Annotated in this window: 13 protein-coding genes and 1 pseudogene; 8 read left to right on the top strand and 6 right to left on the bottom strand. The window is 50.4% G+C overall.

Annotated elements, in window-relative coordinates:
• Window position 1: 1 nt before the first annotated feature.
• From M9189_RS11260 to M9189_RS11250, 3 genes are read right to left on the bottom strand one after another with little or no spacing between them, the layout of a single operon-like run.
• Window positions 2-1,177, bottom strand: coding sequence for a glycoside hydrolase family 130 protein (locus M9189_RS11260; protein WP_250723312.1), 1,176 nt, complete (start codon window positions 1,175-1,177; stop codon window positions 2-4).
• 2 nt (window positions 1,178-1,179) lie between these two features.
• A complete protein-coding gene (locus tag M9189_RS11255) occupies window positions 1,180-2,295 on the bottom strand; it encodes a glycoside hydrolase family 26 protein (RefSeq protein WP_250723310.1) in 1,116 nt (371 codons plus the stop codon).
• 22 nt (window positions 2,296-2,317) lie between these two features.
• Entirely contained in the window at window positions 2,318-3,532 is a 1,215-nt protein-coding gene (locus M9189_RS11250; RefSeq protein WP_250723308.1) for a glycoside hydrolase family 27 protein, read from the bottom strand.
• 256 nt (window positions 3,533-3,788) lie between these two features.
• Here M9189_RS11250 and M9189_RS11245 point away from each other — a divergent pair, with 256 nt between their 5' ends.
• The 3 genes from M9189_RS11245 to M9189_RS11235 are packed head-to-tail and all read left to right on the top strand — an operon-like array spanning window position 3,789 to window position 5,351.
• A complete protein-coding gene (locus tag M9189_RS11245) occupies window positions 3,789-4,259 on the top strand; it encodes a PHP domain-containing protein (RefSeq protein WP_250723307.1) in 471 nt (156 codons plus the stop codon).
• 23 nt (window positions 4,260-4,282) lie between these two features.
• Entirely contained in the window at window positions 4,283-4,897 is a 615-nt protein-coding gene (locus tag M9189_RS11240; RefSeq protein ID WP_250723305.1) for a 2,3,4,5-tetrahydropyridine-2,6-dicarboxylate N-succinyltransferase, read from the top strand.
• 10 nt (window positions 4,898-4,907) lie between these two features.
• Window positions 4,908-5,351, top strand: a complete 444-nt coding sequence (locus M9189_RS11235; protein WP_250723303.1) for an acyl-CoA thioesterase — start codon at window positions 4,908-4,910, stop codon at window positions 5,349-5,351.
• Here M9189_RS11235 and rimM read toward each other — a convergent pair.
• The gene (gene rimM, locus M9189_RS11230) at window positions 5,329-5,862 is read right to left on the bottom strand and encodes a ribosome maturation factor RimM (RefSeq protein ID WP_250723301.1); all 534 of its coding nucleotides are present in this window, start codon (window positions 5,860-5,862) and stop codon (window positions 5,329-5,331) included. The two genes, M9189_RS11235 and rimM, sit on opposite strands and share 23 nt — an antisense overlap.
• Window positions 5,863-5,939: 77 nt before the next feature.
• Window positions 5,940-6,470, bottom strand: a pseudogene (locus tag M9189_RS11225) (30S ribosomal protein S16); the annotation flags it as partial.
• A gap of 345 nt (window positions 6,471-6,815) precedes the next feature.
• On the opposite strand from M9189_RS11225, the gene M9189_RS11220 reads away from it, so the two are divergent.
• Entirely contained in the window at window positions 6,816-7,718 is a 903-nt protein-coding gene (locus M9189_RS11220; RefSeq protein WP_250723300.1) for an AraC family transcriptional regulator, read from the top strand.
• A gap of 6 nt (window positions 7,719-7,724) precedes the next feature.
• Here M9189_RS11220 and M9189_RS11215 read toward each other — a convergent pair whose 3' ends face one another.
• The gene (locus M9189_RS11215) at window positions 7,725-7,847 is read right to left on the bottom strand and encodes an SHOCT domain-containing protein (RefSeq protein ID WP_250723298.1); all 123 of its coding nucleotides are present in this window, start codon (window positions 7,845-7,847) and stop codon (window positions 7,725-7,727) included.
• 432 nt (window positions 7,848-8,279) lie between these two features.
• Between M9189_RS11215 and M9189_RS11210 the strand changes: the two genes are divergently transcribed.
• From M9189_RS11210 to M9189_RS11195, 4 genes are all read left to right on the top strand, one after another.
• Window positions 8,280-11,522, top strand: a complete 3,243-nt coding sequence (locus M9189_RS11210; protein WP_250723295.1) for a SusC/RagA family TonB-linked outer membrane protein — start codon at window positions 8,280-8,282, stop codon at window positions 11,520-11,522.
• Window positions 11,523-11,540: 18 nt separating this feature from the next.
• Complete coding sequence (locus tag M9189_RS11205) at window positions 11,541-13,250, top strand: RagB/SusD family nutrient uptake outer membrane protein (protein WP_250723294.1); 1,710 nt, start codon at window positions 11,541-11,543, stop codon at window positions 13,248-13,250.
• A 33-nt stretch (window positions 13,251-13,283) separates the two neighbouring features.
• The gene (locus M9189_RS11200) at window positions 13,284-14,531 is read left to right on the top strand and encodes a glycan-binding surface protein (RefSeq protein ID WP_250723293.1); all 1,248 of its coding nucleotides are present in this window, start codon (window positions 13,284-13,286) and stop codon (window positions 14,529-14,531) included.
• A gap of 326 nt (window positions 14,532-14,857) precedes the next feature.
• The gene (locus M9189_RS11195; protein WP_250723292.1) at window positions 14,858-16,834 is read left to right on the top strand and encodes a hypothetical protein; all 1,977 of its coding nucleotides are present in this window, start codon (window positions 14,858-14,860) and stop codon (window positions 16,832-16,834) included.
• Window positions 16,835-16,903 lie beyond the last annotated feature (69 nt).

The following is a 16,903-nucleotide window of genomic DNA, read 5'->3' as shown; positions in this document are numbered from 1 at the left end:
TTTATTGTGCTTTGTTCTGGTCGATCAGCCGGTTGATGCGCTGCACTGAGGCGGCGCTGCGCAGCTCGTCCTGCGGGGTGTTGATGCAGTAGTCCACCAGCTGATCGATGCTCGACAGGGCTACGTGCATGCGGGTGTCGGAGGCGGCGTAGTAAATGAGTACGCGGCCGTCGTCGTCGGCTATCCACCCGTTGGAGAAGACCACGTTGGACACGTCGCCGACCCGCTCCCAGCCCTGCGGCGCAATAAAGTGGCCGGCGGGTTTGTGGGTGACTACCCAGGGTTTTTCCAGGTCGGTCATAAACAGGTAGAGGGTGTAGCGCAGTCCCGCAGCGGTGTTGCGCACGCCGTGGGCCAGTTGCAGCCAGCCTTTGTCGGTGCGGATGGGGGCGGGACCCAGACCGTTTTTTACTTCGTAAATGGTGTGGTAGGTCTTGGGGTCCACAATCAGTTCTTCTTTGACTTCGGGCTTTTCGATGTTGGCGCAGAGGCCAAAGCCGATGCCGCCGCCTTTGCCGGTGTCGATGAAGCCGTCCTGGGGACGGGTGTAAAAGGCATACTGTCCGTCGACGAGGTGGGGAAAGAGCACGACGTTGCGCTGCTGTCCGGCGGTCGAAACGAGGTCGGGCAAGCGCTCCCAGGTGATGAGGTCCTTGCTGCGGGCGATGCCCGCAGCAGCTACTGCGCTGCTGGTGTCGCCATCGGGGGCATTGGGGTCTTTCCGCTCGGTGCAGAATACGCCGTACACCCAGCCGTCGTCGTGTTTGGTCAAACGCATGTCGTACACGTTGGTGTCGGGCTCGTCGGTCTCGGGCAGGGTCAGGGGGCGGTCCCAAAAGCGAAAGTTGTCGATGCCGTTGGGACTCTCAGCTATGGCGAAGAAGGATTTGCGGTCGTTGCCTTCGACCCTTACGGCCAGCAGGTACTTGTCGCCCCACTTTATGGCGCCGGCGTTGAAGGTGGCGTTGTAGCCGATGCGCTCCATCAAATGCGGATTGCGTTGTGGATTCAGGTCGTAGCGCCAGTGCAGCGGAATGTGGTCGCGCGTTACTACGGGATTAACACAGCGCTGGTAAATGCCGTTGCTGCTGAAGAGCACCTGGTTGGGGCGCTGGAGCAGACTTTCATGGGCTGTGCGGATCTGCTTGAGCCGCTGTTCAAATGTTTGGTTTTGCATATTTAGTTCTTGTTTTTGAATTGCTGCCAGTCGCTGAGCAGGAGGCAGCGCTCGCCGCCTACAAAGTGGCGGAAGTCGTCGGCCGCCTCATGTTCGGGATGGGGCACATAAAAGTGACTGAGGTCGTGGTTGCGCCACACCATTACGTACACGGCTTGCCGGGTAAGCTCCGAGGCTTCGAGCACGCCGGCCAGATTGGCACTGTACCAGTCCGCCTGCTCTATGCGGTCGAGTCCCGTCTCGGTGAGTGCCGCTACTTTGTCGGTCTTCTGCGCATATTGCACGGCTATTTCCAGTTTATGGATGGCTGCGGACAGGCCCTCGGCGCCCTGGTTCAAATCCCAGTAGTTGTCCACCCCAACGATGTCCACATAGTCGTCGCCCGGATACCAGCTGAGGTATTCGGCTTCGGTGCTGAAGTTGCGGTCGGGCGAGTAGGCCACCAGAAAATTGTCGACGCCCTGCTCGTGCAGGCGGTCGATGGTGAGGCGAAACAGGGCCTGCAGTTCTTCGGGCTCGGTGAGGGTGGCGCCCCACCAAAACCAGCCGCCGTCCATTTCGTGCCAGGGGCGAAAGATGAAGGGTAGGGTGCCGCCTTCGGGGGTGGTGAGACTCTTAAAGAAGTGGGCCAGCTGATCGACCTGGGCCAGGAAGTGGCTGTGGTGACTGCCTCCCGGAAGGAGGTGTTCAACCACGCGCTCATCTACCACCCAGGCGTTTTTGCTGGTATCCACGGGCGAGTAGGGGTGCCAGCTGAAGGTGTTGACGCCGCCCTGGGCATGCACCCATTGGGCAAAGCTGCGCATCTTGTCGAAGGGCACCCCGTTGAGGTTTCTGGTGCGACCCAGTTCCAGTCCCCCCAACTCCCAGCCAAATAGGGCGGGGTAGTCGCCGGCGGTGCGTTTTACGTCCGATTGGCCTTCCTCATACTGCCAGCCTATGCCGTAGGCCAGGTCGTCCTGGTGACCAAAAAGCAGGGCTTTGCCCTGGAGACTGCGGAGCTGGTCCATGAGGACTTCAGCTGCCGTGGGTGTTTCTGCCGGCTGGGGCGACCCACAGGCCAGGAGGCCGGTGAGTGCCACAAGCAGACTGCTGTATTTTAAATACTTGCTGTTCATATTGGTGGGTAATAGCAGTTTGTTATTTGGGATCGAGGACAAACATCAGTACGTCGCGGGCGGGTACGCTGCCTTTCAGTGCTTTTTTGGTGTTGCCGGCATCTTTGTGTGTCCATACGTTGCGCAGGTTGTAAGTCTGGGTGGCAAAGTCGGCCTCGCGGTCAAAGACTTCGTCCACCACTTTGTGGGCCTGCCAGTCGAACTTCAGGGGCAGATCCTCGTCGCCCCGATTCAGGAACATGACGGCCCAACGGCCCTCGCTCAGGGGCTTAAACCAGGTCTCCAGCTGGCCTTCTGCGGCGTAGCGGAAGCCCTGAATGGCCAGGGGATCCTGATTAACGGCAATGACTTCGCCGTTGGTGAGGATGGCGTGGGTTTCGGGCGACATGTTGCGGATGTCGTTGCCGGCCATCAGCGGGGCCGACAGCATGGCCCAAATGGCAAAGTGGGCACGGTCTTCGTTCACGCTCATGCCGTTGCCTACCTGCAGCATGTCGGGGTCGTTGAAGTGACCGGGTCCCTGGTACTCGCGGATTTCGAACTCGCGGTGCATGTCCAGTATTTTTAAGATGCCCCAAGACGACCAGTCGCCGTGACTGTGCTCACAGTCCCAGCAGTTGTAGATGTCGCCGGTGGTGCGCCAAAGATGGCCTACTTCTTTGGCCCAGGTCCACGGTTCGTTTTGGCCCCAGTCGCACAGACTGAATACGATGGGGCGACCGGCGGCTTTCAGGGCTTCGCTCATGGTGGTATAGGCGCCCACCCCACTCAGGCCTTCGGTGTCGCACCAGTCGTACTTCAAATAGTCGATGCCCCACGAGGCGTAGGTCAGGGCGTCCTGGTACTCGTAGCCCCTGCTGCCGGGGTAGCCGGCGCAGGTGGTATTGCCGGCATCGGAGTAAATCCCGATTTTCAGTCCCTGGGCATGCACATAGTCGGCCAGGGCTTTCATGCCGGAGGGAAAGCGCTCCGGATGGGCTTGGATAAAACCGAGACTGTCGCGCTCTCCATGCCAGCAGTCGTCGATCACGATGTATTGGTAACCGGCATCGCGGAGACCGGTGGCCACCATGGCGTCGGCCATCTCGCGTATCATATCTTCGTTGATGTCGCATTGAAATTTGTTCCAGCTGTTCCAGCCCATAGGGGGAGCAGTAAGCAGTCCCTCAAACTTTTGTGCCTGTGTTGCGCCTGCAAAAAGGAGGACAAGCGCCACGATGCTTAATATTTTTTTCATTCCTGATTTTTTTAATTGCTTGGTTATTAAGAGTTTGGATTTTGGGTTTTGGGGGAGTAAAGACAGTTGCAAAATAGAGGGAAGTCGCGCCTTCGACAAGTACAATTCGGTCACTTCCTTGTAGGATTTTAACCGGGTGACTTTTAGGTGCTGTTGATAACTAGGGCAACCTTTTGTCGTGTAGAATTGTTCCGGCTCTGGAGTATTTCTTATTTTTGTTTTTCACCCATTGCTTATTTTTTAGCACTTCCTTATTATGGCAAACATTCCGTTTACCCACTTACACGTACACTCTCAATATTCCATTATTGATGGGCAGGCCAGTGTGGCTGCCCTGGTGAATAAGGCGGCCGATGGCATGACGGCGGTGGCGCTGACCGACCACGGCAATATGCTGGGGATTAAGGAATTTTTTGACCTGTGTCGCAAAAAGGGGGTGAAGCCCATTATGGGGGTGGAGGCCTACGTGGCCGAACGAAGCATTGCCGATAAAAGCGATAAGAACCTCGACCGCAGCGGTCGCCACCTGATTCTGCTGGCGAAGAACCGTACGGGTTACCGCAATCTGCTTAAGCTGACTTCCATTGCTTCGGTGGAGGGCTTTTTTTATCGGCCGCGCATCGATAAGCAGCTGTTGGAGCAGTACCACGAGGGATTGATTGTTACTTCTGCCTGTCTGGGTGGCGAGGTGCCGCAGAAGATCATGAAGGGCGATCGAAGGCGGTGATCCTGTATTTTCCCATGCAAAAAATGGAAACGATTGAATTGGGTCCCTTTGAGTTTCACGATAAAATGGCCTTGAAACGGAATTATAAGGAATTGGGCGTACGCGTGGTGCCTCATGCTGTAGCACGTTATGGTGCCTATGTGGCTCGCGGAGTGGTGATGATGCCCTCCTATTTGAACATTGGCGCCTATGTGGATGAGGGCACGATGGTGGATACCTGGGCCACGGTAGGCAGTTGCGCTCAGGTGGGCAAGCACGTACACCTGAGTGGTGGTGTTGGTCTGGGTGGGGTGCTGGAACCCCTGCAGGCGGCATCGGTCATTGTGGAGGACGGGGCCTTTATTGGGTCGCGTTGCATTGTGGTAGAGGGTTGCCGCATTGGTAAGGAGGCCGTTTTGGGTGCCAATGTGGTGCTTACCGGTTCCACCAAGATCATTGATGTGAGCGGGAGCGATCCTGTGGAGTACAAAGGTTTTGTGCCGCCACGTTCGGTGGTGATTCCGGGCAGTTATACCAAGCAGTTTCCGGCTGGTGCCTACCAGGTGCCTGCGGCGCTGATTATAGGACAGCGGAAGGCTTCTACCGATTTAAAAACTTCGTTGAACGACGCGCTGCGCGATTTTGGTGTAGCGGTATAAATTTTTACTTATGGCTCTGGAAGAGTTCTATCACGCTACGCCCATTCAAATTCGCTTTAACGATGTGGATGGTTTTGAGCACGTGAACAATACCATTATTCAGGAGTATTTTGATATTGGCCGGGTGCACTACCTGCGGGAGGCTTTTGGCGGGGAGCTGTGGAAGAACGATAAGGTGGTGCTGATCGTTTCCATTAAAACCGATTTTTTTAAGCAAACCCTGCCCGATGATCAGGTGCGGGTGCTCACGCGAGTGTATCACCTGGGCGGGAAGAGTCTGCGCATGCTCCAGTGGCTGGTGAAGGAGGGGGATGCGGAACCCACGGCGACCTGTGATTCGGTGATGGCGGGCTACGACCAGGCCAGCCAGTCGGGGATGCTTATTCCGGACGACTGGCGCAGGGCTTTTGACCGCATGGAGAAGGGGCGACTTATTCCAGGTACAGCTCTATGAGTCCCTCAGGGAGCTGCATGGTGAGTTCGCGTTTTTTCCAGTCGATGTGGACAATGAAGTCTTCCTGCAGGGGAATGAGCACCTCTTTTTCGTTGATGAGCAGCTCTATCAGGGGGTTGTTTTGAATCTCGATCACTGCTTGAATTTCACCCAGACTGCCGCGCTGCTGCTCGCTTACCTGAAAGCCGGTGAGGAGATTCAGGGAGCGTTTTTCTTCCTGAGGTGCTTCGCCCAAATCTTCCGGTGCGATATAAACGGCAGTGCCTTGCAGTTGCCTGGCCTGTTCCTGACCGTTGATGCGGTTGAGCAGCACCAGCAGATCGTTGCTGTGTCGGTAGCGCAAGGCCTTTACTTCAAAGGGGACCAGTCCCCCATGGAGCTCCAGAAAAATAAAATCAGGAGCAGGCTCATAATTTTCCCATTGCGCAAGCATGCGAATGAGCACTTCCCCGTCCACGCCGTGTGGTTTGGCCACCTGGCCCAAATGTATTTGTAGGTCTTTGTCGATCATAGCGGCATAAATGTATAAAAGAACCCGTCTGTTGGCCAGACGGGTTTTTAAATTTTATGAAGAATGACTGGGCCTTGCTATTCAGCCTGCGGTTCTTCTGCTGCACCTTCTTCAGCGGCTTCTTCTGGAGCCTCTTCAGTGGCTTCAGCATTGGCAGCTTCGGCTTCGGCAGCCAGCTCAGCGTTTTTCTTGGCAATTTTCTCGGCTCTTTCGGCGTTGATTTTTGCTTCTTGTTCCAAACGCTCTTTTTTGCTCATTGCTTTTTGTCCCGCCAGCTGGTCTTTCTTCTCCTGGATCTTGGCTTCTTTTTCCTCCATCCACTTGTTGAAACGACGCTCTGCTTCGGCTTCGTCAAAAGCTCCTTTTTTTACGCCTTCGAGCAGGTGCTTCTTCATCATAACACCTTTGTAGCTCAAAATTGCACGGGCAGTGTCGGTAGGTTGGGCGCCCTGGCCAAGCCATGTTAAGGCTTTATCAACATTAAGGTCAATGGTAGCAGGATTCGTGTTGGGATTGTAAGAACCAATCCTTTCAATGTACCTGCCATCTCGTGGCGCCCTGCTGTCAGCTACCACAATGTGGTAGTAAGCATACCTTTTGCGTCCGTGTCTTGTTAATTTTTACGGGCATGTTAAATAAATTTCAATTAATACAACCTACTTTTTTAGCGACTGCAAAAATAGCTGCTTTTTCACTACTGCAAAAGCTTTTAGTGAAAATGTTGTTGGTGGGGCCGTTTGTACACGATGGTAGAATAATGTCGTTTTTCACTTTTATTAAGGCTGTTTTGGAGGATTAATGTGTGTTTATTATTGTAGTTGTGGTCTGAGTTTGCTGTTCTGTGCGATTTATTGCGATTTGTTTGGATGATTTTTTTTTAAGGGGTGGTAGTATTATTGTATCTGATTTTATGTATTTTTGTTAAAATTTGTTGCCTTTTAATCTGTTGTGCTATGCAAGATGTTGTGATGACGCCGGTTCGGGATTCGATTCACCGGGAGATTACCCCGCTGAAAGAGGACGATTGCTTTTTGGTGTTTGATCGTCAACGCTCCCTTTTTACTTATCCCATTCATTTTCACCCCGAGTACGAAATTAATTTTATTGCCAATGCGCGGGGGGCGCGCCGGGTGGTGGGCGACTCGATTGAGGAGATTGATGATTATGAGTTGGTGATGGTGGGCCCCAACCTTTACCACGGTTGGAAAAACTTCAGAAATACGGGTAAGGTTTTGCTGCATGAAATTACCATTCAATTTCCGCGAGATATTTTTGGGGAGTCGCTGATTGCTAAAAATATGCTGAAACCCATCAGGGATTTGTTGAATAATGCCCAGCGCGGCCTTTCGTTCTCTAAGGAAACGGCCCGGCAAATAGAGGGGCGTTTGACTTCGCTGAGTCAGAAACGGGGCTTTGACTCCTTTATTGAGTTTCAATCGCTGTTGTACGACCTGGCTACTTCGCGCGGTCAGCGTTTGCTCACGAATTTATCGTTCCAGCACAGCAACGATTTTCACAACAGTGAGCGCATCGAGAAGATTTACAACTATGTGCGGGCCAATTTCAGTAAAAAAATTTTGCTGGAAGAGGCGGCTGGTTTGCTGAATATGTCGGTGGTCTCTTTCAGTCGCCTCATTAAGCAGCGAACGGGCAAATCTTTTATCGAATTTGTGAATGAGATGCGCCTGGGTTATGCCACGCGGCTGTTGATTGAAAGCAATAAGAGTGTTTCGGAAATTTGTTACGAATGTGGGTTCAACAATATTTCCAATTTTAACCGCACTTTTAAGAAGAAGCAAAAATGCACGCCCAGCGAGTTTCGCATGAACTTTAACGGGACAAAAAATGTGTTTTAGACGACATTAAATCGAAAGCAGGTCGTTTTTCTTTTCTTCAAATTCGGCACGGTCGATTTCGCCTTTGGCGTAGCGCTCTTTTAATATGTCGAGGGCCGAACGGGGTGGTGCGGCCAGGGTGTCGTTCACGCCCTTACCGGCGGCCAGAGCAAGGAGGCCCAGCAGGGGCGCCGCCAGATACCAGCCCCATCCCAGTTTCCAGTTTGCTTGCTTTTGCTGGGTGCTAAATTACCCTTTTGGCGGGATCGGTTTTTTTATAAAGATGTAATAATATGTAAAAATGATAAAAATGTATTAGCCTGCTGAGTCAAGTAAGCTTAATTTTATATCATCTATAAAGTGTATTTGTTACACTAACGAAAATTGAATGTGAAGTTCTTCTATAGGTTGTCGGGGCAAAGAAGGGGGTGTTTTTAATGATTGGCGGCATTTATAGAATACTATAAAATTTGGATCGAATTGTATTAGATAGAGTGCAAACTATACCCTATGTTTGTAACATAAATTAACAGTTTTTTGATTAGCCCAATGTGAAACCATTATTCAATTAAATTATTAACTATGACAAAAAATCTGCGTTCGTTGTCTTTATTGATGCTCCTGTTTGGCCATTTACTGGCCTTTGGGCAGACAAAGACAGTCACAGGTACGGTGACTGACGGCAGCAGTTCACCCCTTCCCGGAGTTGCCGTTGTGGTAGAAGGTACCGCCATCGGTGTGGTTACCGATATCGACGGCAATTACAACATTAGTATCCCACAGGATGCTGAAACCCTGGTGTTCAGTTTTATCGGTTTTGAAAACCAGATTATTGAGGTGGGCGGTCGTTCTGTAATCAATGTAATGATGCAGACTTCCGACTTGCGGCTGGATGAGGTGGTGGTTGTTGGTTATGGAACCATGAAGAGGAGCGACCTTTCGGGTGCTTCTATTTCTGTAGGTGAGGACAAAATTAAAGGTTCGGTAATTACCAACATCGACCAGGCCCTGCAGGGGCGTGCAGCCGGTGTAACTTCTATGGCTACTTCCGGTGCCCCCGGTGGTTCGGTATCCATTAGGGTACGTGGACAAAGTACCATCAATGCCAATGCCGAGCCGCTTTATGTGGTCGATGGCGTTATTTTGCAAGGCAGCAGCGCCAGCGGTGCTTCTTTGGGTCTGGGTGATCGACTGGGTAATGGTTCCGTTTCTTCGGTCTCTCCCATTTCCTCTTTGAACCCTGCCGATATCGAATCGATGGAAATTCTTAAGGACGCCTCTGCAACCGCTATTTATGGTGCGCAGGGTGCTAACGGGGTGGTATTGATTACTACCAAAAAAGGCCGCAGTGGTGAAGCCAAGTTTTCCTACGACGGGATGTACGGTATGCAGCGCCAGGCCACCCGTTTGGAAATGATGAATTTGCGCGAATTTGCTGAGTACAGCAATACCGTGGCGATGGACTTCAGTACAAGAGATGAGCGTGCTGAGTTTCAGGATCCTTCTCTCTTGGGTGTTGGAACCAACTGGCAGGATGCTATTTTTCAGTTTGCACCCATGCAACAGCATCAGGTTTCTGCACGTGGAGGTACCGATGCCGTTCGCTATTTTGTTTCGGGCTCCTACATGGACCAGGACGGAACCATCGTTGGTTCTGAGTTTAAGCGTTATTCTTTCCGGGCCAACTTTGATGCCGACTTGAAGCCCTGGATGAAGCTGGGTGTCAATACGGCTTATTCAATGACCGATGAGAAACTGGGTCTGGCTGAAGGAACCGAGGGCATCATTACCTTTTCTCTTTTGACCCCTCCGGATATTCCTATTTATGACCTTGAAGGAAATTATGCCAGTGAGGTGAGGGAAGGTTACAGTCGCATCAACCCCATCGCCAAGGCGCATGATGAAGACCTCTTGCTGGAGCGTTCTAAACTAAATGGCAATATTTATTTGGACCTTACACCCATTGAGCAACTCACCTGGCACACCGAACTGGGTTTTGATATCGGAGGCACACGTGGGGAGGTCTTTCTGCCGGAAGTTGCCTATGGCAACTGGTCCAGAGACATCAACGAGAGTTCCATCCAGAGGAACAACAGCAGTTTTATGCAGTTTAAAAACTATCTGACCTATGCAGATTCCTACAATCAGCACTCCTACTCCGTAATGGTGGGTCAGGAGGCCTGGGAATCAAAATGGGAGAATCAACGTGTGATTGGTATTGGTTTGCCCGGCAACGAGGTGCGTAATCCGGTATTGGCCAGCGAGAATAAAATCAGCTCTGGTTTTGGCAGTTCTGCCATGGCTTCCTTTTTTGGTCGTTTAACCTACAATTTTGACAGTCGTTACGGCCTTACCTATACCTTCCGTCGGGATGGTTCTTCCAACTTTGGACCCAAGAACAGGTGGGCTAATTTTCATGCCTTTGCCGGTTCCTGGCGATTTACCGAGGAGGACTTTTTTCAGGGGCTGGACCATATCGTAAGTAATGGTAAGTTGCGTTTTGGCTGGGGACAGACCGGTAACTCCAACATTGGCGGCTATGCCTGGGGCGCTGCCATCAGTCGCATGCCTTCGGGCCTGGGTATGGGTTACCGCCAAAGCAACATTGCCAACCCCTATATCAAATGGGAAACTCAGGAACAGATTAACCTTGGTTTGGATTTAGGTTTATTGCGTGATAGAATAACCCTGGTTGTTGATTTGTATGATAAAACCTCTGAGGATATGTTGATGGATTTGCAGTTGCCCTCTTATATGGGAACACGGGGCAACCAGTCCTCTGCACTTGCACCACCCAAAGGAAACTATGGTACCATCAACAACAAGGGGATAGAGATTTCCTTGAATACCCGAAACATGGTGGGTGCCTTTGAATGGGATACCGACATTCAATGGTCGGCCAATAAGAACACCCTGGAGGCTTTGGATGGAACTGCCAGTGCTCATATTGAAGGCTATGGTCAGTGGAGTGATGTTGTTACAATTACCAATGTAGGTGAATCTTTGTATAACTTTTATGGTTATAAGGTAGTTGGCGTGTATAAGGATTTAGCTGATTTGCAAAATTCTCCAAAATCTGCCAAGTATCCTGAGGACGGCCAAACTTTTGACCGCTACAATACGGTTTGGGTGGGTGACTTGAAGTTTGCTGATTTAAGTGGTCCGGATGGTAAACCTGACGGAGTGATTGATGAGTACGATCGCACCAACATTGGTTCGCCCATGCCCAAATTTACTTTTGGGGTAACCAATACCTTCCGTTACAAAAACTTTGATTTAACTTTGTTTCTGAATGGATCCTACGGCAATAAGATTTTCAATTATACGGCCATGCAACTTTCCAATATGAAGAGTATATGGGACAATCAGCTGGCGGTGGTTAACGATCGTGCGCAGCTGGTGCCTGTGGATGATCAAATTGCTTATCCCCGTCTGGCCATTGACGGAGTCACTGAGGTGTATGCCTGGAATGAAGACATCAGCAATATTCGGGTGGCCAATCCAGGTACAAAGGTGCCCCGGGCTATTGCCAACGACCCCAACGACAACGACCGCATCAGCGATCGTTACGTGGAGGACGGTTCTTATTTAAGGATCAAGAACATTACGCTTGGTTATACCTTGCCCGGGCACTTGACCCGACGCTATCAGGTAGATAATGTTCGGATCTATGTAAACCTGCAAAACCTGTACACTTTTACCGAGTATTCGGGCTACGACCCGGAGGTGGGCGTAAGCACCTTGAGTAACAATGTGTATGGCCTCGATAACGGTCGTTATCCGGCACCCCAGGTTTACACTGTGGGCTTGAATTTGTCTTTCTAAACAAAAAAACACAAACAGATGAATAACAGAATATTAAAATATCTGGCATTGTCTCTGGGGGTACTGGTAGGCTTGAGTTCTTGCGAGGACTTTCTCGATCGCCCTACGGAAGACAATTACAATGTGGATAATTTTTACCAGACTGATGAGCAGTGCTTTCAGGCGGTAAATCCCCTCTACAATTCGCCCTGGTACGACTTTCAGCGTGGCTTTTTCAAAGTTGGAGAGGTCCTGGCAGGCAACTATTACTGGGGTGGGTCGCCCTATATGACCTTCACCATTAATTCGAGCGACGAAGATCTGGTAAATATGTCGGCCTCTTTGTGGTCGGTGAATGCTTATTGCAATGGCATTTTGGAAAACATTGATCTTAAGTCGGGCCCCGAAGTAAGCGAAACGACCAAAAAAACCGTTAAGGGTGAAGCCCTTGTTTGGAAGGCGATGGCCTATTTCTACCTGGTTCGTATTTTTGGAGAGGTGCCCATTGTGCACAATAATTCTGCGGAAATTGCCGCTGGTAATTACAACGAAAAGTACAAGGCCACGATTCCCAATATTTACGATTACATCCTCATGACCCTCGATAAGGCCATTGAGTGGTTGCCCGAAAAGAATGCGCCCGGTCGCATTGACCGTTATTCGGCCTATGCCTTAATGTCGAAGGTTTATCTGACCAAGAGTGGTTACGGCATGGACGGCAGTCGCAACCAGGACGACCTGGATAAGGCAGCGGCTTATGCTTTGAAGGTGATTGATGAAAGTGGTCGGGAATTGGTTCCCGTGTTTTCAGACATCTTCCGCTTGCAAAACAACTTTTCTTCAGAAAGCCTTCTGGCCTGGCATTGGCGTGGCGATCGGGATCCCTGGACCCAGCAAAACACCTTGCAGTCCGATTTGGCCTTAACCGGATTCTCCGAGTTTGGCGACACTTGGGGCGGTTATGCCGGTCCCTCCGTTGACCTCCAGAATGCCTTTGGTGAAGACGCTCTGAGTCTGGACCGGGTGAATCGGGATACCCGACGTAAGGCCACCATGATGATGTATGGCGATAAGTACGAGTACTTCTGGGCCGATAAGGGTGGTTTCGACTGGGCCGATTACAACTTAAATGTTTTGGGGGAAGTGCAGAGCGGAACCGGAGCCAACCAGGTGAAGCACCTGGTCGGCAACAACAACGACCACGTACTTGGTCTGGGCTATGGTATGGCCAATATGGCAACCGGATTGAGTACGCATTTGATTCGACTGTCTGATGTTTATTTGATTTATGCCGAAGCTGTTTTGGGCAATCAAGGTTCCAGCAGCGATGCCAAAGCCCTGGAAGTATTCAACCGCGTACGGGCGCGTGCTTTTGGAAAGCCTTATGACGAGTTTCTGAATACTTCGGATGTGGTGACTTCGCTGACCTTCGACCTTATTTGGAAGGAGCGTCGTTTGGAATTGGCCACAGAGGGCGATCGTTGGTACGATTATGTGCGTCTGCACTACTTCAACCCCAATAAGGCCATCAATGAGCTGCGCGATCAGGCCCGAGGTACTTACAACGGATTGAAGGCCTTTTATGAGACGGGAACATTGGATCCTTCGACCACCTATTACAACGAGGTGCCCAAGCCCAATATCAACGATTCTCACTTTAAGCTGCCCTTCCCCGATACGGACCTGACAATGAACAAGCATTTGTTGGAAGAGGCCGTTGAAGTGGACATCTCTCAATTCAGTTATTAATGGGTCGTGTTGTTAATGTTTAAAATGATTTTTATGAAGCGATATAATAGCAATCATCTGGGTCGTTTGCTGCTGATTGTGGCGATGGCTCTAATGGGAACTGCCTTTCATTCGTGCGAGGAATACCCTGATGCCTATGAGAGCACAGGTGGGGTCCCCGAGGTACTGTATGTTCGTCTGCCGGCTCCTGAATCTGCGGATTCACTGATCACAGCCGCCTATATGGGGAATACGGTTGTTCTGGTTGGAAAAAACCTGACCAGCATTAAGGAGATTTATTTCAACGATCAGAAAGCCATTCTGAACAACAGTTTTATTACTGCCAATACTTTGTTTGTCAATGTGCCCAAAACCATTCCGGAAGTGGTGACCAACAAAATCTATATGGTGACCACCGGAAAGGATACCGTTGATTTTGATTTCTCGGTTTTAGTGCCTGCTCCTGCAGTGAATAGTATTTCTAACGAATACGCCCATGACGGACAGGAAGTGGTGCTGAGGGGGGATTATTTCATTGATGACCCCAACAGTCCCTTATCGATTACCATGGCTGGGAACTTGCCGGTGCCTGCCGAGAATATTCTCAGTGTGGAGAAAAATGCCGTACGTTTTATTGTGCCTGAAGGCGCCGAGAAAGGCTACATTAATGTAAGCACCATTTATGGAACCAGTCGCTCCAAGTTTCAGTTTCGTGACGATCGGGGGATGATTCTCGATTGGGACAATCTGAATGCCGACGGTGGCTGGCGTGCCGGTAATTTGCGTACGGATGATCCTGTGGAAGGCATATCGGGTAAGTATGTTTATTTCTCAGGTGCTATCCCTGGTGACCTGAGCGATTGGAACGAGGATGGTTTTTCCTTTAATTTGTGGGGTTCTGCCAATGGGCGACCCGAAGGAGATTTGTTCGACATCGACCCATCTACCGCTCTGCTGAAGTTTGAGGTGAATGTGCTTGACGGCTGGTCGTCCAATGCGTTGCAAATGATCTTTACCCCCTGGGAAACCAGCGGAACCAACAGTTACATTGCCGATACAAGTGTTCCGCGTGGATTGTGGTCGCCATGGAAAAATGAAAGTCCCTTTACTACCGATGGCTGGATGACCGTCGTGGTTCCGCTTAAGGACTTTAAATACGATCATACGGGTAAAGAGATTGGTGCTGCAGGTCCCGGTAATTTTGGTGGATTGACCTTCTTTGTTTACCATGGTGGTGTGGAAGGTCGGGCATGTTCGCCTCAGATTTGCATCGACAACATTCGTGTAGTTCCTGCTGAGTAATTGACTAAAAAAAATATCGAATTATGAAGAAGAAAACATATAGTTGGTCGGCATTGCTGCTGATGTGTCTTCTGGTGTTTGGTGTCACTCTTTCCTCTTGTGATGAAGGGGAGGACTTGGATACCAACCAGATTAAAGCAGGCGACATTGCTTTGAATGTCTTTGGTCCCTCTCCCGCCATGCGTGGGGGAGAGCTCCGCTTCATTGGAACCAACCTGGACAAGGTGACCAGCATAGATTTGCCGGGTGCCGAGGGCATTACAGAAATCACCAAAGTTGGAGCGTATGAAATACGGATTATTATTCCACAAACGGCCCAGCCGGGTGTGATTGTTCTGAATACCCCGGAAGGGAAAATCACAACCAAAACACCTATTGGGTTTTCTGAACCCATTTCTATTTCGGGTATGACCCCTCTTGCCATTAAGGCGGGTGCTGTATTGACAATTGAAGGCGACTATCTGAACACCGTGGAAGAAGTGATTTTTGCCGACGGGATTCACGTGCTGAAAGCTGATTTTGAGTCGCAAACACGTGCTAAGATTGAAGTTAAAGTGCCGATCACTGCGCAATCCGGGAAGGTCATTGTTTCTGATGGGGCGGATTTGCTTTCTGATGGCGAGGAAATTCCTGTCTGGGTTTACAGTGAAGAGGAACTGGCGGTTACGCTTCCCTCTTTTGCGGAACACAGTCCTGAGACCCCGAAAGCGGGTAATACTATGAGCATTTCCGGTGCCGATCTGGACCTGGTGGCCAGTGTTCGTTTTGTCGATGCAGAGGTGGTGGAATTTGAGGTGGCCGAGGATGCCAAATCATTGACTTTGGAGGTCCCGGCAACAGCCAAAGATGGTGCCGCCAGTCTGGTTGCCTATTCCGGTCTGGAAGTAGCTTTAGGTGATCTTGCTTTTGTAAAGCCAAGCGCTGTTATTGAGGAGATGAAGGAGGCTTACGGAGTGGGTGAGGTGCTGGTCTTGAGCGGAAGCGATCTTGATTTGGTGACTAAGGCTGCCTTTACCAATGGAGAGGAAACCGAGGTATCGGCTACTCAGGATGGAAAGATTAATCTGACCGTAACGGAAGCTGCACAAAGTGGTCTTATCACCTTGATGCTGGCCAATGGTGCCACCGTCACTGTGGATGGTTTTGAGACGCTGAAGCCGGTGGCCGAGTTTCCTGCCGATGCTACGCCGCTTGATGAGCTCGATGTTGTTTCAACCCTTGGAAACAGGGTGAAAACTGTGCTCTTTGGCGACCTTGAAGCAGTGGCCACAGCTGGTGGAAGCGGCTTCCTGGTTACTGTGCCACTAGCAGCCGAAACCGGTGACGTGACTTTGGTTATGGACAACGGGGAGACCGTTGCAGCCGGAAGTATTGTAATCAATGCCTATACCTTTGCTGCGATTTCTGAATTTGCTGAGGAATCCACCACGATAGGGAATTTACTGGAATGCTCTGTTGTTAATGGAGAGAGTCTGACCAATGTGTTGCTCAATGGTGTCGAGACCCCATATTTGCTTGTAGGAACCGTGCTTTACGTGGCTGTGGGTGTCAATGTAGGGGATAATGTAATCACCTTGGTGTCTGACGAAACCAACGTGGATTATACGATTAGTGTTGTTGCAGCCGGAGAAGTAGAAACCATTCTGTACAATACTCCAGTTGATTTGACAGCCTGGGGTACCAACTATGAGTTGAATGTAGATTTCTCGGGTGCACCGGAAGATGCCGTGGTGCGTATCAGATACACCAAAACCAACGATGCGCCCCAGTTTAAGGCGTTTAATGGTCACTGGGAACTTGAATACGATGGCTCAGATGACGGTCATGCTGCCGATGTGGCTGCTGCCGATTACATCGATCTTCCCTTGTCGATGTTCCCCTACAGTGATTGGGGGTATTCGATCATCCTGCAGGGTGATGGTATGATTGTTTCGTCTATTTCCTGGGTGAAGGATTATTCTGCACCAAAAGCAATTTGGGAAGGTTCTTTTGATAATGCAGGATGGGCAGGAAACCAAGACTTAGCTTATGGAGCTTTCGATTGGTCAACGGTAAAAGCGGGACAGACTCTCTATTTCACCTTTACGGTGAATGAGGGAAAAGACTGGGCATGTATATCTCTTAGACATGGTGAAGGATGGGGTAACTTACCTACTCCGGAGACAGCTCAATTTGATTTTGGGCCAGGCGATACAAGTTTGGCGTACACCCTGACTCAAGCTGATGTGGACGACCTTGTGGCGAATGGAGGATTGGTGGTGACTGGTGACGCATTAACATTAACTAAGATTGCCCTGAAATAGCAGGCCATTGGAATTTAATTATAAAAAAGCCACTCCGCTAAGGTGTGGCTTTTTTATCGCACAATGACG

The sequence above is a fragment of the Xiashengella succiniciproducens genome, from assembly GCF_023674465.1.
GTDB lineage: Bacteria > Bacteroidota > Bacteroidia > Bacteroidales > Marinilabiliaceae > Geofilum > Geofilum succiniciproducens.
This window is presented reverse-complemented; position numbering and strand designations above follow the sequence as displayed.

Excerpts from the sequence above, each read along its gene's own strand:
- M9189_RS11245 (WP_250723307.1), top strand. The coding sequence starts at position 3,789 with ATGGCAAACATTCCGTTTACCCACTTACACGTACACTCTCAATATTCC.
- M9189_RS11235 (WP_250723303.1), top strand. The coding sequence starts at position 4,908 with ATGGCTCTGGAAGAGTTCTATCACGCTACGCCCATTCAAATTCGCTTT.
- M9189_RS11210 (WP_250723295.1), top strand. The coding sequence starts at position 8,280 with ATGACAAAAAATCTGCGTTCGTTGTCTTTATTGATGCTCCTGTTTGGC.
- M9189_RS11240 (WP_250723305.1), top strand. The coding sequence starts at position 4,283 with ATGGAAACGATTGAATTGGGTCCCTTTGAGTTTCACGATAAAATGGCC.
- M9189_RS11255 (WP_250723310.1), bottom strand. The coding sequence starts at position 2,295 with ATGAACAGCAAGTATTTAAAATACAGCAGTCTGCTTGTGGCACTCACC.
- M9189_RS11205 (WP_250723294.1), top strand. The coding sequence starts at position 11,541 with ATGAATAACAGAATATTAAAATATCTGGCATTGTCTCTGGGGGTACTG.
- M9189_RS11200 (WP_250723293.1), top strand. The coding sequence starts at position 13,284 with ATGAAGCGATATAATAGCAATCATCTGGGTCGTTTGCTGCTGATTGTG.
- M9189_RS11250 (WP_250723308.1), bottom strand. The coding sequence starts at position 3,532 with ATGAAAAAAATATTAAGCATCGTGGCGCTTGTCCTCCTTTTTGCAGGC.
- M9189_RS11220 (WP_250723300.1), top strand. The coding sequence starts at position 6,816 with ATGCAAGATGTTGTGATGACGCCGGTTCGGGATTCGATTCACCGGGAG.
- M9189_RS11260 (WP_250723312.1), bottom strand. The coding sequence starts at position 1,177 with ATGCAAAACCAAACATTTGAACAGCGGCTCAAGCAGATCCGCACAGCC.
- rimM (WP_250723301.1), bottom strand. The coding sequence starts at position 5,862 with ATGATCGACAAAGACCTACAAATACATTTGGGCCAGGTGGCCAAACCA.